The 17796-nt window shown below is 59.6% G+C and carries 15 protein-coding genes; 2 read left to right on the plus strand and 13 right to left on the minus strand.

Features of this window, described 5'->3' with window-relative positions; translation table 11 throughout:
- Positions 1-57: 57 nt before the first annotated feature.
- The 7 genes from Q6E04_RS00745 to Q6E04_RS00775 all read right to left on the minus strand — a co-directional run bounded on the left by Q6E04_RS00745 (position 58) and on the right by Q6E04_RS00775 (position 9520).
- Complete coding sequence (locus Q6E04_RS00745; protein ID WP_303248935.1) at positions 58-1560, minus strand: MFS transporter; 1503 nt, start codon at positions 1558-1560, stop codon at positions 58-60.
- Between the two features lie 281 nt (positions 1561-1841).
- Positions 1842-2732, minus strand: a complete 891-nt coding sequence (locus Q6E04_RS00750) for a MaoC/PaaZ C-terminal domain-containing protein (protein ID WP_303248936.1) — start codon at positions 2730-2732, stop codon at positions 1842-1844.
- A gap of 118 nt (positions 2733-2850) precedes the next feature.
- A complete protein-coding gene (gene caiC, locus Q6E04_RS00755; protein ID WP_303248937.1) occupies positions 2851-4452 on the minus strand; it encodes a crotonobetaine/carnitine-CoA ligase in 1602 nt (533 codons plus the stop codon).
- A gap of 96 nt (positions 4453-4548) precedes the next feature.
- Positions 4549-5763: an L-carnitine CoA-transferase gene (caiB, locus tag Q6E04_RS00760; protein ID WP_303249059.1), complete on the minus strand. Its 1215-nt coding sequence runs from the start codon at positions 5761-5763 to the stop codon at positions 4549-4551.
- 99 nt (positions 5764-5862) lie between these two features.
- Positions 5863-7014, minus strand: a complete 1152-nt coding sequence (gene caiA / locus Q6E04_RS00765) for a crotonobetainyl-CoA dehydrogenase (RefSeq protein WP_303248938.1) — start codon at positions 7012-7014, stop codon at positions 5863-5865.
- 105 nt (positions 7015-7119) lie between these two features.
- On the minus strand, positions 7120-8088 hold the full coding sequence (aes, locus tag Q6E04_RS00770; protein WP_303248939.1) for an acetyl esterase: 969 nt from the start codon (positions 8086-8088) through the stop codon (positions 7120-7122).
- Between the two features lie 154 nt (positions 8089-8242).
- Positions 8243-9520 carry an MFS transporter gene (locus Q6E04_RS00775; protein ID WP_303248940.1) on the minus strand — a complete coding sequence of 426 codons (1278 nt, stop codon included), beginning with the start codon at positions 9518-9520 and terminating at the stop codon, positions 8243-8245.
- Between the two features lie 558 nt (positions 9521-10078).
- Between Q6E04_RS00775 and Q6E04_RS00780 the strand changes: the two genes are divergently transcribed.
- Entirely contained in the window at positions 10079-11467 is a 1389-nt protein-coding gene (locus Q6E04_RS00780) for a LuxR C-terminal-related transcriptional regulator (protein WP_303248941.1), read from the plus strand.
- Between the two features lie 489 nt (positions 11468-11956).
- Here Q6E04_RS00780 and Q6E04_RS00785 read toward each other — a convergent pair whose 3' ends face one another.
- The 4 genes from Q6E04_RS00785 to fixA all read right to left on the minus strand — a co-directional run bounded on the left by Q6E04_RS00785 (position 11957) and on the right by fixA (position 15295).
- Positions 11957-12262 (minus strand): 4Fe-4S dicluster domain-containing protein, encoded by a 306-nt coding sequence (locus Q6E04_RS00785; protein ID WP_123197556.1) that lies wholly within the window; start codon positions 12260-12262, stop codon positions 11957-11959.
- The gene (locus Q6E04_RS00790; protein WP_303248942.1) at positions 12259-13551 is read right to left on the minus strand and encodes an FAD-dependent oxidoreductase; all 1293 of its coding nucleotides are present in this window, start codon (positions 13549-13551) and stop codon (positions 12259-12261) included. Before Q6E04_RS00790 ends, Q6E04_RS00785 begins: the two co-directional genes overlap by 4 nt.
- 78 nt (positions 13552-13629) lie before the next feature.
- The gene (locus tag Q6E04_RS00795) at positions 13630-14517 is read right to left on the minus strand and encodes an electron transfer flavoprotein subunit alpha/FixB family protein (protein WP_303248943.1); all 888 of its coding nucleotides are present in this window, start codon (positions 14515-14517) and stop codon (positions 13630-13632) included.
- A 19-nt stretch (positions 14518-14536) separates the two neighbouring features.
- Positions 14537-15295: a putative electron transfer flavoprotein FixA gene (gene fixA, locus Q6E04_RS00800; protein WP_303248944.1), complete on the minus strand. Its 759-nt coding sequence runs from the start codon at positions 15293-15295 to the stop codon at positions 14537-14539.
- Positions 15296-15348: 53 nt separating this feature from the next.
- Here fixA and Q6E04_RS00805 point away from each other — a divergent pair, with 53 nt between their 5' ends.
- Positions 15349-15633 carry a hypothetical protein gene (locus Q6E04_RS00805; RefSeq protein ID WP_303248945.1) on the plus strand — a complete coding sequence of 95 codons (285 nt, stop codon included), beginning with the start codon at positions 15349-15351 and terminating at the stop codon, positions 15631-15633.
- A gap of 100 nt (positions 15634-15733) precedes the next feature.
- Here the strand turns inward: Q6E04_RS00805 and Q6E04_RS00810 are convergent, their stop codons facing one another.
- Positions 15734-17014, minus strand: a complete 1281-nt coding sequence (locus tag Q6E04_RS00810) for a Ni/Fe hydrogenase subunit alpha (RefSeq protein ID WP_303248946.1) — start codon at positions 17012-17014, stop codon at positions 15734-15736.
- Positions 17014-17796, minus strand: coding sequence for an NADH:ubiquinone oxidoreductase (locus Q6E04_RS00815; RefSeq protein ID WP_303248947.1), 783 nt, complete (start codon positions 17794-17796; stop codon positions 17014-17016). Before Q6E04_RS00815 ends, Q6E04_RS00810 begins: the two co-directional genes overlap by 1 nt.

A 17796-nucleotide genomic window follows, 5' to 3' on the forward strand; every position in this document is an offset into this window, starting at 1 on the left:
GTTGAGCGCGCAGCACGCCTTCTCAGGTCCCGAAGCGTCGATAAGATCGCCGCGGCCTTAAGCAGTCGGCTTCCGGCGAACGGCGGGCACGTCCTCGATCGCGCTCGTCTCCGCAAGTGATTTGCCCTTGGTCTCCGGCGCCATCACAAGCGATAGGACCCAGCCGAACACGACAAGGCCCGCAGCCACCATCATGGTGGGACCGATGCCGTACGCCTCAAGGAAAATCGGCGTGGCATACGTCGCCAAGATGGTGCCGACACGGCTGAATGCAATGGCGATGCCCACGGCAGATGCTCGAACCTCGGTCGGGAACAGCTCGTTAGGATAAAGCCACTGCAGGATGCCCGGTCCGCCGCTGAAGAACGCATACAGACCGAATGCGATGATAACGACCCAGATGGGAGCCGTCGGCCAAAAGCCCAGAATAAGCAAGCCGACCGCCATCATAGCGAGACTGATCAGCAAAAGCTTGCGACGACCCATGGAATTGAGCCAGAACATAGCGGGAATGCTGCCGATCAGGAAGAAGAGGCTGACGGCGCTTTCTCCAAGAATGGCCTCATGACCCTCGCCCAGCCCGAATGCCGACATAATGTCGGGACCGAAGGTATAAATCGCATACATCGGAACGACCTGGCACAGAATGAACACGCCGAGAAACAACATGCGCTTCATATAGCCGGACTTGAGCAGGGCACCCAGCGACGTCTTCTGCGAGACCGCCTCGGGTTCGAGTTCGACATCGTCGCCGAACACGCGATGCACGACCTCTTCGGCCTCTTCGATGCGCCCCTTCTGGGCGAGCCACATCGGCGATTCGGGAATATCATGACGGCCGACAAGCAGCATGATGCAGGGGATGACCGCGCTGCCGAGCATCCACTTCCAGCCGTCTTCGACGCCGTAGAGGCAATAGCCCACTACAGCTGCAACGGTTGCGCCCAAATACCACGCCGCAGAAACCATGCCCATGGAGACCGAACGGTGCTTTTTTGGGGTGAACTCGGCAATAAGCGATGTGGCGATAGGATAATCCGCGCCGACGAAGACGCCGATGAAAAATCGCGCCAGTATAAGCTGAAGCGGCGTCGTCGCAAAGACGCTCAGGATGGAGAAAACCGCGATTGCGATGATGTCGATCGTGAACATCTTCTTTCGACCGATAGCATCGGTCAGATAGCCGCCGAAAATCGTGCCGAAGAAAATGCCGAGCATAACCGATGCGCCGATCGCGGCGCTTTCCGCCGCCGTCAAATCGAATAGAGGAACGATCTGGGTCAACGCGACGCCGATCAGCGAAAGGACGTAGCCGTCCAAAAACGATCCGCCGCTCGAGAAGAACGAAATCTTGCGAAGGAACGGCGTCATGGCAACGTCGTCGATCGTCTTTTTTGCGGCCTTCTTCGCGGAGGAAGGGATGCCCTTCACCTTTTCGGCGACGCGGTGCGCGCGCTCTGATTTATAGGATCGTTGCGTGCGAACATCGGCGGGAACCATGCCGGCTATCGGATCTTCCGGCGGGCTCGTGACCTGAGTGTCTTTTTTGATATCGTCCATGCGTTTCTCCTTCGTGGCAAAGCGCCGCGCCGCGCATCCGTTTCGATTGCCGCATGAGGTAGTGCTTATAATGCTGGAGGGGGGCCGTGCTTGGATAAGAACGGGGCGCGCCGTTCAATGCACGATTCATTTGAGTATATCCCCTGATAAAACGGTTGGGAACTTATGGCCCCCAACCGTTCCGAAAGCGTTACGCCGTCATATATCGAAAAACACGAGCGAATACCGAACGGCCGTCGCGCTGTCGCAGAGCGACCAATGCCGCTCGATGCTCCGCCGTGCTATTCCCACTCGACGATGCAGGAATTCAGGAAGGGCTTCGGGGTGCGTTCGCCGGCGGCGAGGACTGCATCGAACGCCTCGGCATCGACCATGCGGAATCGAGCCTCGGTGTCGGAAATCTTCCAAACCTGAGTGCGAAGCTTGGTGCCCGGCAAGACCGGCGAAGTGAATCGGCACTTGAAACGCTTCATACGCTCGGGCTCGCCCGGGAACAGCAGCTTGATGACGTGGCGCATCGCGATACCCGCACTGCACACGCCGTGATTGATCGGACGTGCAAGGCCGGTCTGCTCGGTATAGGACCAATCGATGTGCTGCTGATGCCAATCGCCCATCATGCGGTAGATCAGCGGCCACTGCAGGCCGCAGACCTCCTCGTAAACCAAATCGGGTTCACGGTCGGGATATTCAACGACATCTTTCGGAGGCCGCTCTCCGCCGAAGCCGCCGTCATAAATGCAGCAGTCATAGGTTTCGACCGTGCACAGATGCGTGCCGTCGGAGCTGTAGGACTTGCCTACCTGCTTGGACAACGACCCTCGGCCTTCGCCGCGGTCCCAGATGGCCTCCTGGGTCACGAACGTCTCGATATGGTCTTCCATCTTGAACGGCGCATGGAAATACACGTCGATACCGTAATGTAGAGAGCCGGAGTAGTCGAAACCGTAATCAAGGGTAGTGGTCATCTCCTCGTTCACGGTCAGAGGCACGCCGAAAATCGGCAGCACCTTCAAATCGGGGTTTTTGGCATCGTGTTCATTGACGTATTCCAGGTCGACCTTGCCATCCCACGCGCAGCCGCAGCCGAGCGCACAGATTTCAAGATCTTTGAAGGTGTAGTCACGAACGAATGGGCCGAAAGTCTTTCCTACGATTTCAGTGCTGATCATCTGTCCTCCTTGGATTCAACCGGCCGCTCGAGGCCGGCGATGGCCCGCCTTTCGTACTTCGCCGCGCCGACGGAAGCGGTTTGCAAGACGGCGCGGTTCCCTGCGAAAAGCGGATCCGTTAGCTCAAGAGCTTCTTGGCGATCTTGCCCACGCTCGTGCGCGGCAGATCGTCGACCACCTCGATAATGGACGGGATCTTGAAGCCCGCCAAACGGCCTTTGCAGTACCCAACGACCTCGTCCCGATCGAGGACGCATCCCTTCTCGGGAATCAGAAACGCCTTGACGGCCTGGTCGCGCACGGGATCAGGCACGCCGATAACGGCCGCTTCCGCAATGTCAGGATGGCTGGCGAGAACGCCTTCAACCTCGGAGGCCGAGATGTTTTCGCCCGAGCGCTTGATCATGTTCGACTTCCTATCGACGAAGTAGAACCAGCCCTCTTCGTCGCGGTAGCCCTTATCGCCCGTATACATCCATCCGTCGGAATCGATCGTCTCCGCCGTGATCTCGGGCTCGTCGTAATAGCCCTTCATGAGCGTGATGCCCGGCATACCGTGAACGACGATTTCGCCCACGCATCCCGACTCGACGGCACGACCCTCGTCGTCGACGACTTCGACCTGATAGCCCAGGCCCGCGCGGCCGACCGAAGGCCAGCGGCGCTCGCCGAACGGCAGGTCGGTCAAGACCCAGCACACCGATTCGGTGGAGCCGTAGCAGTTCATCAGGCGCACGCCGAAACGATTTTCGAAGGCGTCCTTCTCCTCGTCGGTGATAGCGAGGTAGTACTGGATCGAACGGACCTGATGGTCGCGTTCGCCCTCGTCGACAGGCTGAACCATCATCGTACGCGCGATCATGGCGGTCAGCTGAAGCGAAGTGGCCCGATACTCGCGCACCTGTTTCCAGTAGCGACGGGCGCTGTACTTCTCGACGAAGACGAGCGTCGCGCCTGCGACGAGCACCGGCATCAACGCGGCGGTCTGAAAATTGGAGTGGAACGCAGGCATGGTGGTCAGCAAGCGGTCTTCAGGCGTCAAGCCGCACTGCCAGATACCGAAATAACCGCCGAACAGCATGTTTCCATGCGTAAGCTCGACGCCCTTCGGACGCGATGTGGTACCCGACGTGAAGATGATCATGGCCGTGTCAAGCGCGGACAGCTCGCAGCGATCCTCAAGGACGTCGGAGCACTCCGCCACACCGGCATCGAAATCAGTCGCCCCGTCAAGCAGGGGCTCCCCGCCACGGAGGTGCGATACCAACACGCGCCTCATCGGGCAGACCTCTTCGATGCGAGCAGGAGCAGGGTTGCGCCATTCGATGCCTTCAGGCACGTCGGAAATGTAAAACGGCTGGCAATCGGGTTCGGCAACCACCATATCGATGCCGCACTTCTCGTAGACGAACGCGCATTCGTCCACCATATGCGCCATGTTGATCGGGACGGCGACCGCGCCGATTTTCGCAAGGGCCATAGCGGTCGAAACGCTTTCGGGCGAATTGTAGAGCTGGATGGCGACGTTATCGCCCTTCTTCACGCCCAAGGAGAGGAAGTAATTGGCCGTGCGGTTGATATAGCGGTCGAACTCGGCATACGTGAACGCCTGCCGCTCCCCTTCTCTATTCTGGAACTCCATGAAAGCATGGTCGGCGCGATCCGTGCTCAGCCTTTCCCACAGATTGCGAAGATTGCCGTTGCCGACGATAGTGCTCATTGCTAGCTCACTCCACCTATGCGTTCTTGCAAAAGGAGCCCGAAACGAATCGGGCTCCTCTCTTCCTTTGCGTCTAAGCGACTTCGGGAAATCGCGTTATTCGCTGATTTTGACAACGCCCTTTTCGGCGAGCTCGCGCACCTGCTCCTCGGTGTAGCCGGCCTTGACCAGCACATCGACGGTGTCGCCTCCCTGGTGCGGCATCGGACGCCACACCTGGCCGGGGTTGTTCTTGAACTTCGGGAACACGCCCAGACCATGGAAGGTCTCGCCGTCGGCGGTCTCCCAGTCGAGCCAGTTGCCGCGGAGCTTCATGTGCTCCTGATTCGGCAGGTCGTCGAGGTCGTTGATCACCTGAGCGGCGATGCGATGGGCGGCGAAGTCCTCTTCGATCTCGAACTTGGAGTGCTCGAGGCAGTACTTCTCGAACGCAGCCTGGATCTCGTCGGCATGCGGGTTGGACAGCCAGAGGCCGGAGGTGTCCTCGGGGATGTCCTCGGTGCCCCAGAGATGGCCGAGGCCGATGGTCTCGAGGAAGTGCTTGTTCTGGTCGACGCCGTAGAGGCAGACGCCCAGGAAGCCGTCGTTGCACTCGAACTCGCCGATGCCGCAGAGGTTCTGGTTGCGGGCGCCGGGACGAGGCCACTTCACGCCGTCGTTGAGGTAGTCGACCAGGTAGTACTGACCGATGGCAAGAAGGGTCTCGTACATGGCGAGGTCGATGGACTCACCCTTGCCGGACTTCTCGGCCTTGTAGAGAGCGGCCATCGTAGAGAAGCCGATCATCAGGGTGTTGAAGTAGTCGCCGGCGTAGGGTCCAGGCAGCATGGGCTGCTCGGGGGTGCCGTTCTGCATGATGATGCCGGAGTAGGCCATAACGGTCAGGTCGTACGCAGCGCGCTTGACCATCTTGGGGTCGCCCTCCTGGCCGAAGCCGGAAACATGGACGATAACCATCTTGGGATTGAGCTCCCACAGGACATCGTCGGTGATGCCCTTACGAGCCCACGTGCCGCCCTTGGAGGCCTCCATGAAGATGTCGGCATCCTTGACGATTTCGAAGAAAGCCTTCTTGCCCTCTTCGGAGAAGTAGTTGATCGAGACGGAACGCTGGTTACGACGCTCGGCCTGCTTGACGTTGGCGGTGTCGCGAATGGTGTCGCCTGCGCCCGTGTTCTCGAGCCAGATGACATCCGCACCCCAGTCAGCCATCAGGTCGGCGGCCTTCGGGCAAGCGAGCTCGACTGCAGCGTAGACGACCTTGACGCCATCAAGAGGGCCGAAGGACGGTTTTTCGGTAGGAATTGCCATGATAGACACGACCTTTCTTGTATCCAGGCGGGTACGGGGGGCGGCTTTCGGCCGCCCCTCTCCCGTCAATCCCTGAGGGTTAAGAACGCAGAAGCGCTATTACTGACGATAGGGCTTGATGGCGTTCTTGGAGGCGGTGAGAATCATCATCTCGTCGGTACCGCCGGAGACGCGGTCGACGCGGAGGTCGCGCCAGATGCGGTTGATGCGGTGCTCGGAAGCAACGGCGATGCCGCCCATGACCTGCATAGCGTCGTCGACGACCTCGAAGGAGGAGTTGGCGCAGTAGTACTTGCACATGGCAGCACGACCGGCATCGACGTCGCCGCCGCGGTTGTGGTCGGCGTCCCAAGCCGTCTCATAGAGCATGTTGCGCATGGAATCGAGCTTGATGGCCATATGAGCGAACTTCAGGGAGTTCAGCTGGAAGCGAGCGACCGGCTTGCCGAAAGCGATACGGGTCCAGGCATGCTTGGCGGCATCCTCGAAAGCGGAGATGGCCGTGCCGTAGTCGCAAGCGCCGACGAGCCAACGCTCGAAGTTGAAGTCGGCAACGCCGCGGTTGAAGCCGTTGCCCTCCTTGCCGAAGAAGTCCTTCTCCTCCATCTCGACGTTATCGAGATAGACCTCGCAGCAGGAGTCCATACGCAGACCGAGCTTGGTCAGCGGGGACAGCTTGATGCCGGGCTTGGACATATCGACGAAGAACTCGGAGATGACATCCGGGTTGTCAGCGTCGCGGCACATGACGATGAGGTACTTGACACCCAGAGAAGAGGTGATGAAGGTCTTGGTGCCGTTCAGGTAGATCTTGCCGTTCTCACGCTTGTAGGTGGTCTGGAGACCGGAAACGTCGGAACCGGCGCCCGGCTCGGTGCAAGCGGAGTTGACGACCTGCTCGCCGGTGCCCAGGTACTTCAGGCAAGCTTCGATCTGCTCTTCGGTACCCTCGCGGACGATGGTGTTGTAACCGGTCAGCAGATAGAGAACGTAGGTCGGAGCGCCGTACTGGCCCAGGACCTCGTAGATGGCCATCAGAGTGGTGAGGGGCTCCTCGAGACCCAGACCGCCGTGCTCCTCGTCGAGCATGATGCGATCGAGGCCGAGCTCGCACAGGCCCTGCGTCCAGCGCAGAGGATACTCATGCTTCTCGTCGCACTCATGGAAGTAGGTCTCCCAGTTTTCGCTCTCCATGTAGTCACGGTAGGATGCAACGATAAGCTCCTGCTCGTCGGTCAGATTGAAATCCATGATAACCTCCTGTTTGCTATAAGGATTTCCACCAGCGCCCCATCTGAGGGAAGCGCGCTGATACCAAAAGGTTTCTATGCAGCCGCAGCGGGCCGCCGAACCGCGCTAGGCGCGGCGAGTCTTCCAGAATTCGGCGCTGTGCTCGATGCACTCGGTAGCGGCGTCGAGCATGCGGGAGTAGTGGACGAACGCGTGGAGCACGCCGTCGAAAACCTCGAACTGGTTATCGATGCCGTTGTGCGTCAGGACGCGCGAGAGGCACTCGCTGTCGTCGCGCAGCGGATCGAGGCCGGCAGCGGCGATGTAGCACGGAGCCATGCCGGTCTTGAGGTCGTTGGCCAGCATGTCGACGTAAGGAGCGCTCGTCTCGGCCTCGAGGTCGTTGAGCCAGCACTGGTTGTAGTAGACCAGGTCTTCCTTGCGCATGCCGTCGATATCCCAGCCATAGAGGCGGCGGGAAACAGAATCGACCAGCCCGTAAAAGCCGTAGTAAAGAAGCAGGGATTTGACGAAGGAGTTATCGCCCTCCTCGTCGCGCAGCCACAGATTGGTGGCCATGGACAGGACCGCTCCGCCGGAGTCGCCCGCGAAAGACAGGTCGTCGCCGTCGATGCCACGCTCAGCACCACGCTCGTGCAGATACTTCGCGACCAGGGCGCATTCCTGGATGTTCGCAGGATACTTGGACTCGGGAGACAGGTGGTAGTCGACGCTCACGACTGCGGCGCCGGTACGGTCTGCCAGGATACGGCAGACGCGATCGTGCGTGGCGGGGCTGCCGACAACGAAACCGCCGCCATGGATGAACTCGATGACGGGAAGCTTCTCGGCTTCTACCGGATAGTAGAAGCGAGCGATGAACTCGCCCTTCGGGCCCTCGAAGACGACATCCTCGGTCTTGGCCATCACCGGGCCGCCTTCGTTCCAGAAACCACGCTCCTTCACATAGTTGGCGCGCATTTCTTCGAATCCCACGTCGGTGACGAACGCGTCGCCGGCAAGTTCGGCCGATTTCTGAAGAACGGCCTTCATCTGATCGTTCATGAGAGACATCGCATCAAGTTTATTTTCCATGAGCATAAAGTCCTTTGCATACATCGGAAAAGTCGTATGAGGGTGCGGGGCGGAAAGCCCCGCACCGTATTCGTCGAATCGGATTCGGCGCGAATCCTGCGAAGGGAACCGGGTCGGCCGCCGACGATGACGGCCGACCTACGCGAAGCGCTGACTAGGCGTTCTTCGCGGCAAGATGCTTCTTCACGGTGCGCAGGCACATGAAGAGGAAGAAGACGCCGGCAACCGCGAAGACAGCCTCGATCGCGAAAATCATGTTGTAGGCAGCGTCGCCGGAAGCGTCGATCATACCGCCGTACCAGGTGTGGATGAAGATGTCCGGGCAGAAGCCGATGACGGACAGCAGACCCGCGGCGGTGCCGAAAATGCGCATGGGAATGCCCAGCTCGGACAGCGGCGAAGAGCCGATGGAGAAAGCACCGTAGGTGGCGAAGCCGAACACGACGACCAGGCAAACGGCGATGATGGCCATGCCGGGATCCTGCGGCAGGATGATGAACACGCCCAGGATGACCAGAGCAAGAACCAAGCAGCCCATGATGGTCTTGGTGCTCTTGATGCGAGCGGCGATGACGCCGAGCACGGGGCCGGCAAGCAGGCCGATACCGTAGGTACGGATGAGGCCGACGACGTTGACGAGGTTGGAGTCGGTGCCGAGGGAGGTCAGGTACGGCGTGGTGTAGGTAGCGCCCTGATACACGGTGTACACGCAGAAGTATGCGAGGCAGGCCCAGATAACACCGGGGGTCTTGACGGCCTCCAGAGCGTCGGCGACGCTGAAGCCCTTGGCGTCCTTGTTGATCTCGCCCTTGAAATCAGGCATGAAGATGTAGGACAGGATGCCGAGCAGAGCGATGATGGCGCCCAAGAGAATCAAGACAGCCTGGATACCCTGTGCAGGCACGGGGATGGCGGCAACGATGGCGGCATTGATCAGACCGACGACAAGGCCGACCGCACCGTAAATCGAGTAGCTGATACCGATCTTGGTGGGATACTCGTCCTCTTCGCAGCAAAGACGGATGACCTTGAAGCGAGTGCCCCACCAAATCAGGATGGAGGTGATACCCATACCGCCGAAGAGCACGTAGCACATGGTCACGGAAGGCAGAGTGGCGTAGACGAAGGTCAAGATGGCGGTGCCGAGGAAGCCCCACGTTGCCAGGGTGCGCATGCGGAATTTGTCAGCAAGCACGCCGGAAGGCAAGTAGAAGATAACTGCGGCGATACCATAGAAGGACACCATGGCGCCGAGGTCGGCGTTGGTGCAGCCGAGACCCTGCATCAGAGGCTCGTAGAAAACGTTCTTCAGATACATCGGAGTGTAGATGATGGAAGAACCCATCGAGATGAGGATGATCAAGAACCACTTATGAAAACCGGTCAGGTCCTTGTACGTCACCTCGCCCTTGCTCTTAGCAAGAAAAGACATGTGATTTCCCTTTCTCAAATATCCGCATGCCAGAAAGCCGCGGAATTCCCAACATCCCCTTCTATGCTTAGAGAGGTCCCGGTGCCTCGCCTCGCTCGCGTATAACTAGAGAAAGGCGCGATACTCGTAAGAAAGAGACCTCTATAAGGACTCGCGGGGGATGCGACCGCTACGAAGCGATCAAGTCGTTTCGGCCCCTTCGCCGAATTTCCTACGCCTCCTCTCGTGGAAATGTCGTCTCGTGTCCCCGTAGAGCTGCGTCCATGGAGACACACGGATCAGATGTGGATATCTTGTGCTTGAAGGGTCCGTCCTGCCATCGCGCAAATGCCGCTAAAAGCTCTTTACTCAACTTGATGGGAGCGGTTTCGGAATGCATACTCAAAATCAAGGGATGCATTGACCTCGTAATATCCTTATTCTTCAGAAGCGGTCTTTTTTCGTTCGCGCAGGAAGCCGAATGCCTAAATCCGATATAAACACCGGTCCTATAACGCAAAATCGATTGATTTTATCTATGTGCTATGTTCGTATCCATAACTGGGAGAAAGGCTCGGAATGATTGACTCAAGTGCGAAGAATGCACTGTTTTCATCGGAAAATCGGGAGAGGATCGGGCTTCATTACTTAGGCATAAGCCTGATTCTTGCGTGGTACTACTGCCTGTGGTTCACGCCCAACTTCTTCACGTCTACGCCGATCACCGACAACAACGTCACCTTTTCTTGGCTTTCGACCCTTGCCCTCACGGGCATAGCATTCCTTGTCACGCCGATGGCGTTCAGAAAAACCCGCTTCTACGACCATCAGAAGGCCATCCCGGCGATCGCCGGCGTCATGGCCGTCGCCACATTCGCCTTCGGCGTGCTCGGGTTCGCTTTGAAATCCCCCGTGCTCGCATTGGTCGTCTTTCCTCTGGTATTCGCCGTTTGCAACGCCGTGTTCTGGGTCGCATGGGGCGAATTCCATGCACGACGCAAGTCGAACTTCTCGCTAAGCAAGTTCGTATTCATCTTCGGCAGCGTCATGCTGCCATCGGCTATCGTGGCATCGCTTCTTCCCCACTACGTGATCGACGTCTTCGTCGCGTCCTTTCCCGTGATAAGCGCCTTTGCTTATATAAAAGAGAATCAGGGGCTCGGAGACCGCAAGCTTCCCACGCTTCTGCCCAAGGCGACGCGAGCCAAGACGTCCAAGGCAACTGCCGCCATCTCGATCGTGATCTTCCTCACGTGCGTCGGATGCTACTTCAACATCGCAATCATTCCCGAAAGCACGCTTCTGCCCGACGGCCTGTCCTACGTGCTGGGCATCGTCGGTGCGGCCCTGGTCTGCTTGGTCATCTCGATCGTTCAGAAAATAACCAAGCGCAGCATCGCATCGTATCGCCTTCTGCCGTGGCTCGTCGTGACCTGCATCGTTGCTTTGGCGGTATTCGTCAACGGCAACCCCGAACGTTTCGACATTTCGTTCGTCATCACCGTGACGCTTGCAGGCGTATTCGAGGTATTCCTGATCGCCTACTTCGGCGCCCTTTCCAACAAAGGACACCTCTCCCCCATCTTCGCGTTCGCCATTTCGAGCGCTATCGTGCGCCTCGGCTTTTTCGCCGGCGATACATGGGCGGTAATATACGAGCATAATGCGTTCCTGGCCGAGAACTTCACCCAAGGCACGTCGCTTCTGCTGCTATGCGTGCTCGCAGCCATGCTGGTGCCGCTGCTGCATAAAGAGAATATGCTCGTACAGCTCACCCAGGCTCCTGCAGGTCCGTCCGAAATCGAGGAAGTATGCGACGCGGCCATCGAGGAATTCTCGCTCTCCAAGCGCGAAGGCGAGATCCTGAAGTATATCGCACGCGGCTACACGGTCGACAACATCTCCAAAAAACTCGTTATTTCGCCGTACACCACCCACGCAGACCCACGTGCGCCACATCTATTCTAAGATGCACGTGCACAAGCGCAGCGAGCTGCTCGACTACATCAACATGCACCGCGGCGAGAACAACGACTAACGCCGCCCTGCTCCCGCTTATCACGAAACGTCCCGAAAGCCTCGGGGCGTTTCTTTTTTGCACCCCGAGCCGCCTTGCCGGAACCCCGAAAGCGACGACGCGGCATACCCGGGTCGCCTGCCTGCATCGGTCAGAAGAAGCTGGATTCGCTCCTTCGCAACGCCCCCTCTGCCCTTGAAACGAGAACGAGGCTCCGAGAGCCTTCGTAACGGACGATAATTTACTTATTGAGACACATGCGAGCATTATGGAAAACATCATCTTATATGCGCTTAGAGAAGCCCCGAGCGAACGGAGGGCTTCCCTGCGCCCCGAATCGGGCGGAAACGATGAAAACAAAAAAAGAGGCGACCCTTGCGGATCGCCTCCTTGCGAAATCCAGCGAATGCGGATGGCGGTCGGAGCCGACCGCCTGAATCCTAGCCGAAGCGATACTCGACGCCCATCGTCGGCTGAGGGTTCTCCCACTTCTCGACGATAGTGTCGCCGCACGCGATGCGGCAGGTGCCGCACTCAAGGCAGCCGGCATAGTCGAAAGACTGCTTGCCGTCCTCGTCGCGCTTGTACAGCGCAGCAGGGCACACGCGAATAAGCTTGTCGAACTCGGCCGGATCGCACGCCTCGGCGCCGCCCTTGAGCTCGATATGCGCGTTGGATTCGTCGACCTCGTATTTGTTCAGAGACAGGTACTCGTCGACGTTCACCGTGAATTTGATGTCACTCATAGTGCCTTCATCGCTCCTCGAACGTCTTTGAACAGGTTCATCATGCCCATGCCCTTGACGATAGGCATCATGGATTTCTTCATCGGGCCGACCGGAGTGCCGTCGACGACGAACATGGTGTTCATCATGTCGCGAATCATCTCGGGGTAGCCGCAGAACATACGGTCGAAGTTCTCCATGAACGCAGGGACGTTCTTGAACTGGCGCATATCCTTCATAACGAAGGAATTCTCCAGCGCATCGACGTAGCACTGCAGGCCCGCCTTGGAAGTATCGCCTGCGTCAAGAGCCTTGGCAGCCGCCTGGCCGGCCATCTGGCCTGCGGCGACGGCGTAGTCCATGCCGCGCACCGTGTAGCCGAGATTCACGCACATCGTGGCGTTGTCGCCCGCGATAAGCACGCCGTCGGCGATCAGCTCGGGCATCGTGGTGATACCGCCCTCGGGAACCATGTGGCCGGAATGCTCGACCAGCTTGGCGCCCTTGAGCACAGGAGCGACCTCGGGACGGTTCTTCAGATCCTCGAGCATCTGATACACCGGGACGGTCGCCTTCTCGGCGGTCGCCTCGATGCCGGCGACGATGCCGATGGAGATGGAGTCCTTGTTGGTGTAGATAATGCCGCCACCGAAGGTGCCGTGGGTGCAGTCGCCGGCGAACAGCCATGCGGCGCCCTCGCCAGGGTTGCACTGGAAACGCTTCTCGATCTCTTCCTCGGGAAGCTCGAAGACCTGCTTGACGCCGACAGCCATCTGAGAGGCGGAAACGCGCTTGGCGCCCACAGCCTGCTCGACCAGAAGGGAGTTCGCGCCGTCGCAGAGGACCACGACATCGGCGGTGATTTCGTCTTCGCCGGCGAAGATGCCGACGACCTTGCCGGATTCGTCTTTCACCAGCTTTTCGACCGCGATGCCGTAGATGTACTCGGCGCCGGCGTTCTCAGCCTGCTCGGCCAGCCACTGATCGAAGGGGCCGCGGAGGACGGTGTAAGATTCCTGGCCGTCCTTGAGAAGCTCGTCGGAAGCGAAATCGATGGTGAAGTTCGAATCGGGGGACATAAGCGAGATACGCTCGTGAGACACCTTGCGCTCGAAGGGAATCTCGTCGAAGTTGTCGGGGAACACGGCGCGCAGGCAATGTCCGTAGATGCGGCCGCCCGTCATATTCTTCGCACCGGCGAAGTTGCCGCGTTCGACCACGAGGACCGACTTGCCCGCCTTGGCGAGTTCGTAAGCGGCGACGGAGCCAGCACAGCCAGAGCCGACGACGATCGCGTCGAAGTCTGCCATTGACTCATCCTTTCCTTATATGGTTGATAAAGGGCCGACGCAGACAGCGCCCGCGCCGGCCCTCGATAGCGAAGCTGATTACAGAGCAGCAGTCAGCGCAGGGAGAACGGTGCTGATATCGCCAACCAGGCCGAAGTCGCACTGCTTGAAGATAGGAGCGTTCTTGTCCTTGTTGATGGCGAACAGGGTGGTCGCACGGTTACAACCGACCATGTGCTGCATCTGGCCGGAGATGCCGGCTGCGATGTAAACCTTCGGGGAGAGCATGAGACCGGAAACGCCGATGTAAACCTCGGTCGGCAGCCAGTCGACGCCCTCGGTCAGCGGACGGGAGCAGCCGAGGCCTGCGCCCAGCTTCTCGCAGAGGTCGTCGGCCATCTTGAGGTCTTCCTTGGCAGCGAAGCCACGGCCAGCGGCGACGACGACGTCGGCCTTGAACAGGTCCACGCCGCTCTTCTCGATGGCCTTGGAAGAAACCAGCTTGATAGCTTTGGCGGGAGCAACCCAAGCCAGCTCCTCGACGGCGTTGGCGCCGGAGGCCTGAGCCTCGGCGAACACGCCGGCGCCAACGGTGTAGATAGCCACACCGGCAGCCTTCTGCTTCTTCATAGCCACGCCGCCGAAGAACATGTTGGTGGCGACGTCGCCATCGAAGGCGATGACGTCGGTGATAACGGAAGCGCCCAGGTGAGCAGCGAGCTTACCGGCGACGACCTTCATGTGCTTGGTCGGCTCGACAAAGACGACGTCGGCCTTGTCGGCGTCGAAAGCGGCGATCACGGTGTCGGCGGCGTCGTCGATCACAGCACCCTCGGGAAGAGCGATATGGGCGATCTTGTCAGCGACGGCCTCGGGGACCTGGGTGTCGCCGAAAGCGACCAGGACGACCTCGTCGGCAACGGTGCGGGCGCCGGCGCAGAGCTCGGCGATAGCGTCGGAACGTTCAGCGAGAACGAGTGCTTTCATCTTTACGTCCACCTTTCCCTTACAGCGCAGCCTTGATGGCGGCAGCGAACTTCTCGATGGCGCCGTCTTCGGAGGCGTCGATGATTTCAAGCTTACGGTCGGCCTGCTCGGGAGCCTTGCAGTCGACGACCTCGATGGCGTTGGCGTAGGTGCCGTCGGCAGCAACGACGTTCATCGGCTTCTTGCCAGCAGCCAGGATGTCCTTCATGCCGGGGATGCGCGGAAGAGCGGCATCGGGCGTGACGGAAACGACAGCCGGGAGCGGAACCTCGACGGTCTCGACGACATCCTCGAGGGTGCGCTCGACGGTCACGAAGCCGTCGCCGGCCTCGATCTTGGTCGCGCCGTTGACAACGGGAAGACCGAGCTTGGCAGCGAGCTGCACGTCGACCTGCTGCGCGTAGTTGTCGGCGGAACCGTCGCCGCACAGAATCAGGTCGTAGTCGCCGACCTTGGCGACCAGCTCGGCGAGAGCAGCTGCGGTGGCATGGGCATCCATGTCGGCGCAGGCATCATCGGCAGTCATGAAGAGCTCGTCGACGCCACGGGCGAGAACGTTCTTCTTCAGCTTGGAGTCGTCGATCTTCTTGTCGCCCACGGTGACACCAACGACAGAAGAGCCCTCGTTGGCAGCAGCGAGCTGAGCAGCGGCCTCCATAGCATTCAGATCGTAGGTGGAAACGATCTTGTGCGCCTTGGAGAAATCGAGGCTGCCGTCGCCGGACACCTGGATGTCCTGATCGTCAGGGACGACCTTGAAAGAAACAACGATTTTCATCCTGTACCTTTCCTTTCTCATTTCTTATAGAACCGATTCGATTCCATCTAAGCATGTTTCGTGCCAGCGCTCGCCGCCATTGCGAGAAGCCATTGCGCCGTGCTGCGGGGCTCGAAAACGAACAAGGCCATTATGCGACGCTTTCAGGACCCGATTCATCCCGCAAACACCGTGAAACGCCATTTACTCAATTTCATGTGATGTCTACTATGCTTTTGACATGGGGTTTTACAAAATGGGATTTCGGTGTCTTTCTTGCCTTTCCGCACCCTGATGGCCTATTAGGAAAGCTTGCAGGCGCAATCGCGCCATCCTTTGCAACGAATGGAAAGCTCTAGGCGCGATATCGGGAAATCGGCACGGGCCGAATACCGTAACGAAAAAGGACGACAGAAGCACTCTGTCGTCCTCGGAATACGATGGAAGATGCTGCGATGTCTAGTGAACCGAGCAAGAAAGACACGGGTCGTAGGCGCGCACGAGTTTTTCGATTTCAAGACGAAGCACAGGCTCGTCGACGCCCTGCGCCGTCAAAAGTTCGGCGACCTGACGGATGTTTTTCTCGGTATCGCTGAGATTATGGACCGTCGGCGTGATGATATTCGCCTTGAGCACGCGGCCCTGCTCGTCGAATTCGAGATCGTGCACGAGCGTTCCGCGCGGCGCTTCGGTCATAGCCACGCCGCGCCCGGCGCGCGGCTCGAACGCCACAGGCACGCTGGAACCCTGCATCTCGGCGAGTTCGCGCAGCATAGCCTCGCAGCGCACGCACACGTCGACGAGCTCGACCGCCTGGGCGACGTTATTGTCGTACGGATTGAGCGCAGGCGGCCTCAGGCCCGCCTTCGCCGCCGCCAGGCGCGCCTCGCGCGTGAGCTCGTTCCAACTCGTGTTGATGCGCGCCAGGGCGCTCGTCGCAAACGTCTCGCCCGTGTCGGCGCGACGCGAGAAATATGCCGCCGAATGATCGACCCGGTACTCGTCGATCAAGTCTCGGTAATCGCGCACGTCGAAGACACGGCCGTCTTTGACAAAGCGCGGGCTTCCCGACGCCACCGCATAATGACCCTCTTCGTACAGCGCCATGAAATCGCCCTTCGAAGCGATATCCGGCACCGAAAAGGCCGCGAACACGTCGACTACATGCTCGGCAAACGGACGCATGGCGGCCAGCTTATCGGCCAGCTCGAGATATTCGTCACGCTCGATTTCATGGGTAAAGCCGCCCACCACCGCAGTAATCGGGTGGATAGACCGGCCGCCGACCTTCGTGCACAGCTCGTTGCCGAGCGCCTTAACGGCCAGACCGCCCTCGAAAAGCTCGGGGTCCTTCTGCGCGACGGGGAACAGGCTCTCCTCCCCCACGAAGTCCGGCGCGGCGAACACGAACAGATGCGACGCGTGGTTTTGCAGATAGCTTCCGTAGATAAGCAGCTCGCGCAGCATACGCGTGCGATCGGACACCTCGATGCCGAACGCGTCCTCGATGGCCATAAGGTCGGTCACCACGTGGCTCGACGAGCAGATGCCGCAGATACGCGACGCGATATAGCTCACCTTGTCGAAGGGGCGCCCCGCCACCATGGATTCGAACAGGCGGGCGGGCTCGACGATATTCATGCGCACGTCGCGCACCACGCCGTCTTCGATGGAAACATGCACGTTGCCGTGGCCTTCGACACGGGCGATATGGTGCATGGTCAGCGTCGTCGCCGTCATTATTTCCCCTCTCGCAGCATCGGGTTCGTCTGATTGAACAGCTCGAGCGCCTCGTCGAAATCGGATACGCTCATGCCCATCGCTTCGACCATGGCGCGTGCGGCGGGCAGGTTGGCATGCGGCGACAGGCCGCGGCACCCGTTGCATTCGCGGCCCAGGTTCACGCATTTCGCGCCGCATCCTGCCAGCGTGACCAGGCCGAGGCATTGCTTGCCCTGGCGCCATAGGCAGCCGCCTTCGTTACGCTTGCAGCTGCCGCACATGGTGTCGGTCAAATCAAGGGCATTGCTGCCGTAGAGCGCACGCTCGAGCACGCGGACGAAATCAGCCGTGTCGATCGGGCACGAACGCACCTCGAAATCGACGTCGACCACCGAAGACACGCTGCACGGAGCACAGGTTTCGCCGCACGCCTCGGGCACGTCGGCGCCATAGACCGCGCCATAGCGGGGAGCAAGACCCTTCGCCGCCATGCCGGGGATGCCGCCCGTGACGGCACAGGCGCCGATCGCGATGAGCGTGCGCGCGCGCTCGCGCCACTGCTGCACGCAGCGCCTGCTTTCCTCCGTGGTCACGGCGCCTTCGACCACCACCACGTCCACGTCGCCCTCGGGCTCGGGAGCGCTCGAGGCGAGCTGCCAGTAGCGCAAGTCGACCTGACCCAGAACATCGAGCAGATGGGCTTCGTCGTTGGTGATTTGCAATTGGCAGCCGAAACAGCTCGCAAGTCCCACGATGACCACGCGAGGCGGCATGCCGGCCATATTGTTCGAGCAAGCCAT

This window comes from uncultured Slackia sp. (assembly GCF_959608125.1).
Taxonomy (GTDB): domain Bacteria; phylum Actinomycetota; class Coriobacteriia; order Coriobacteriales; family Eggerthellaceae; genus Slackia.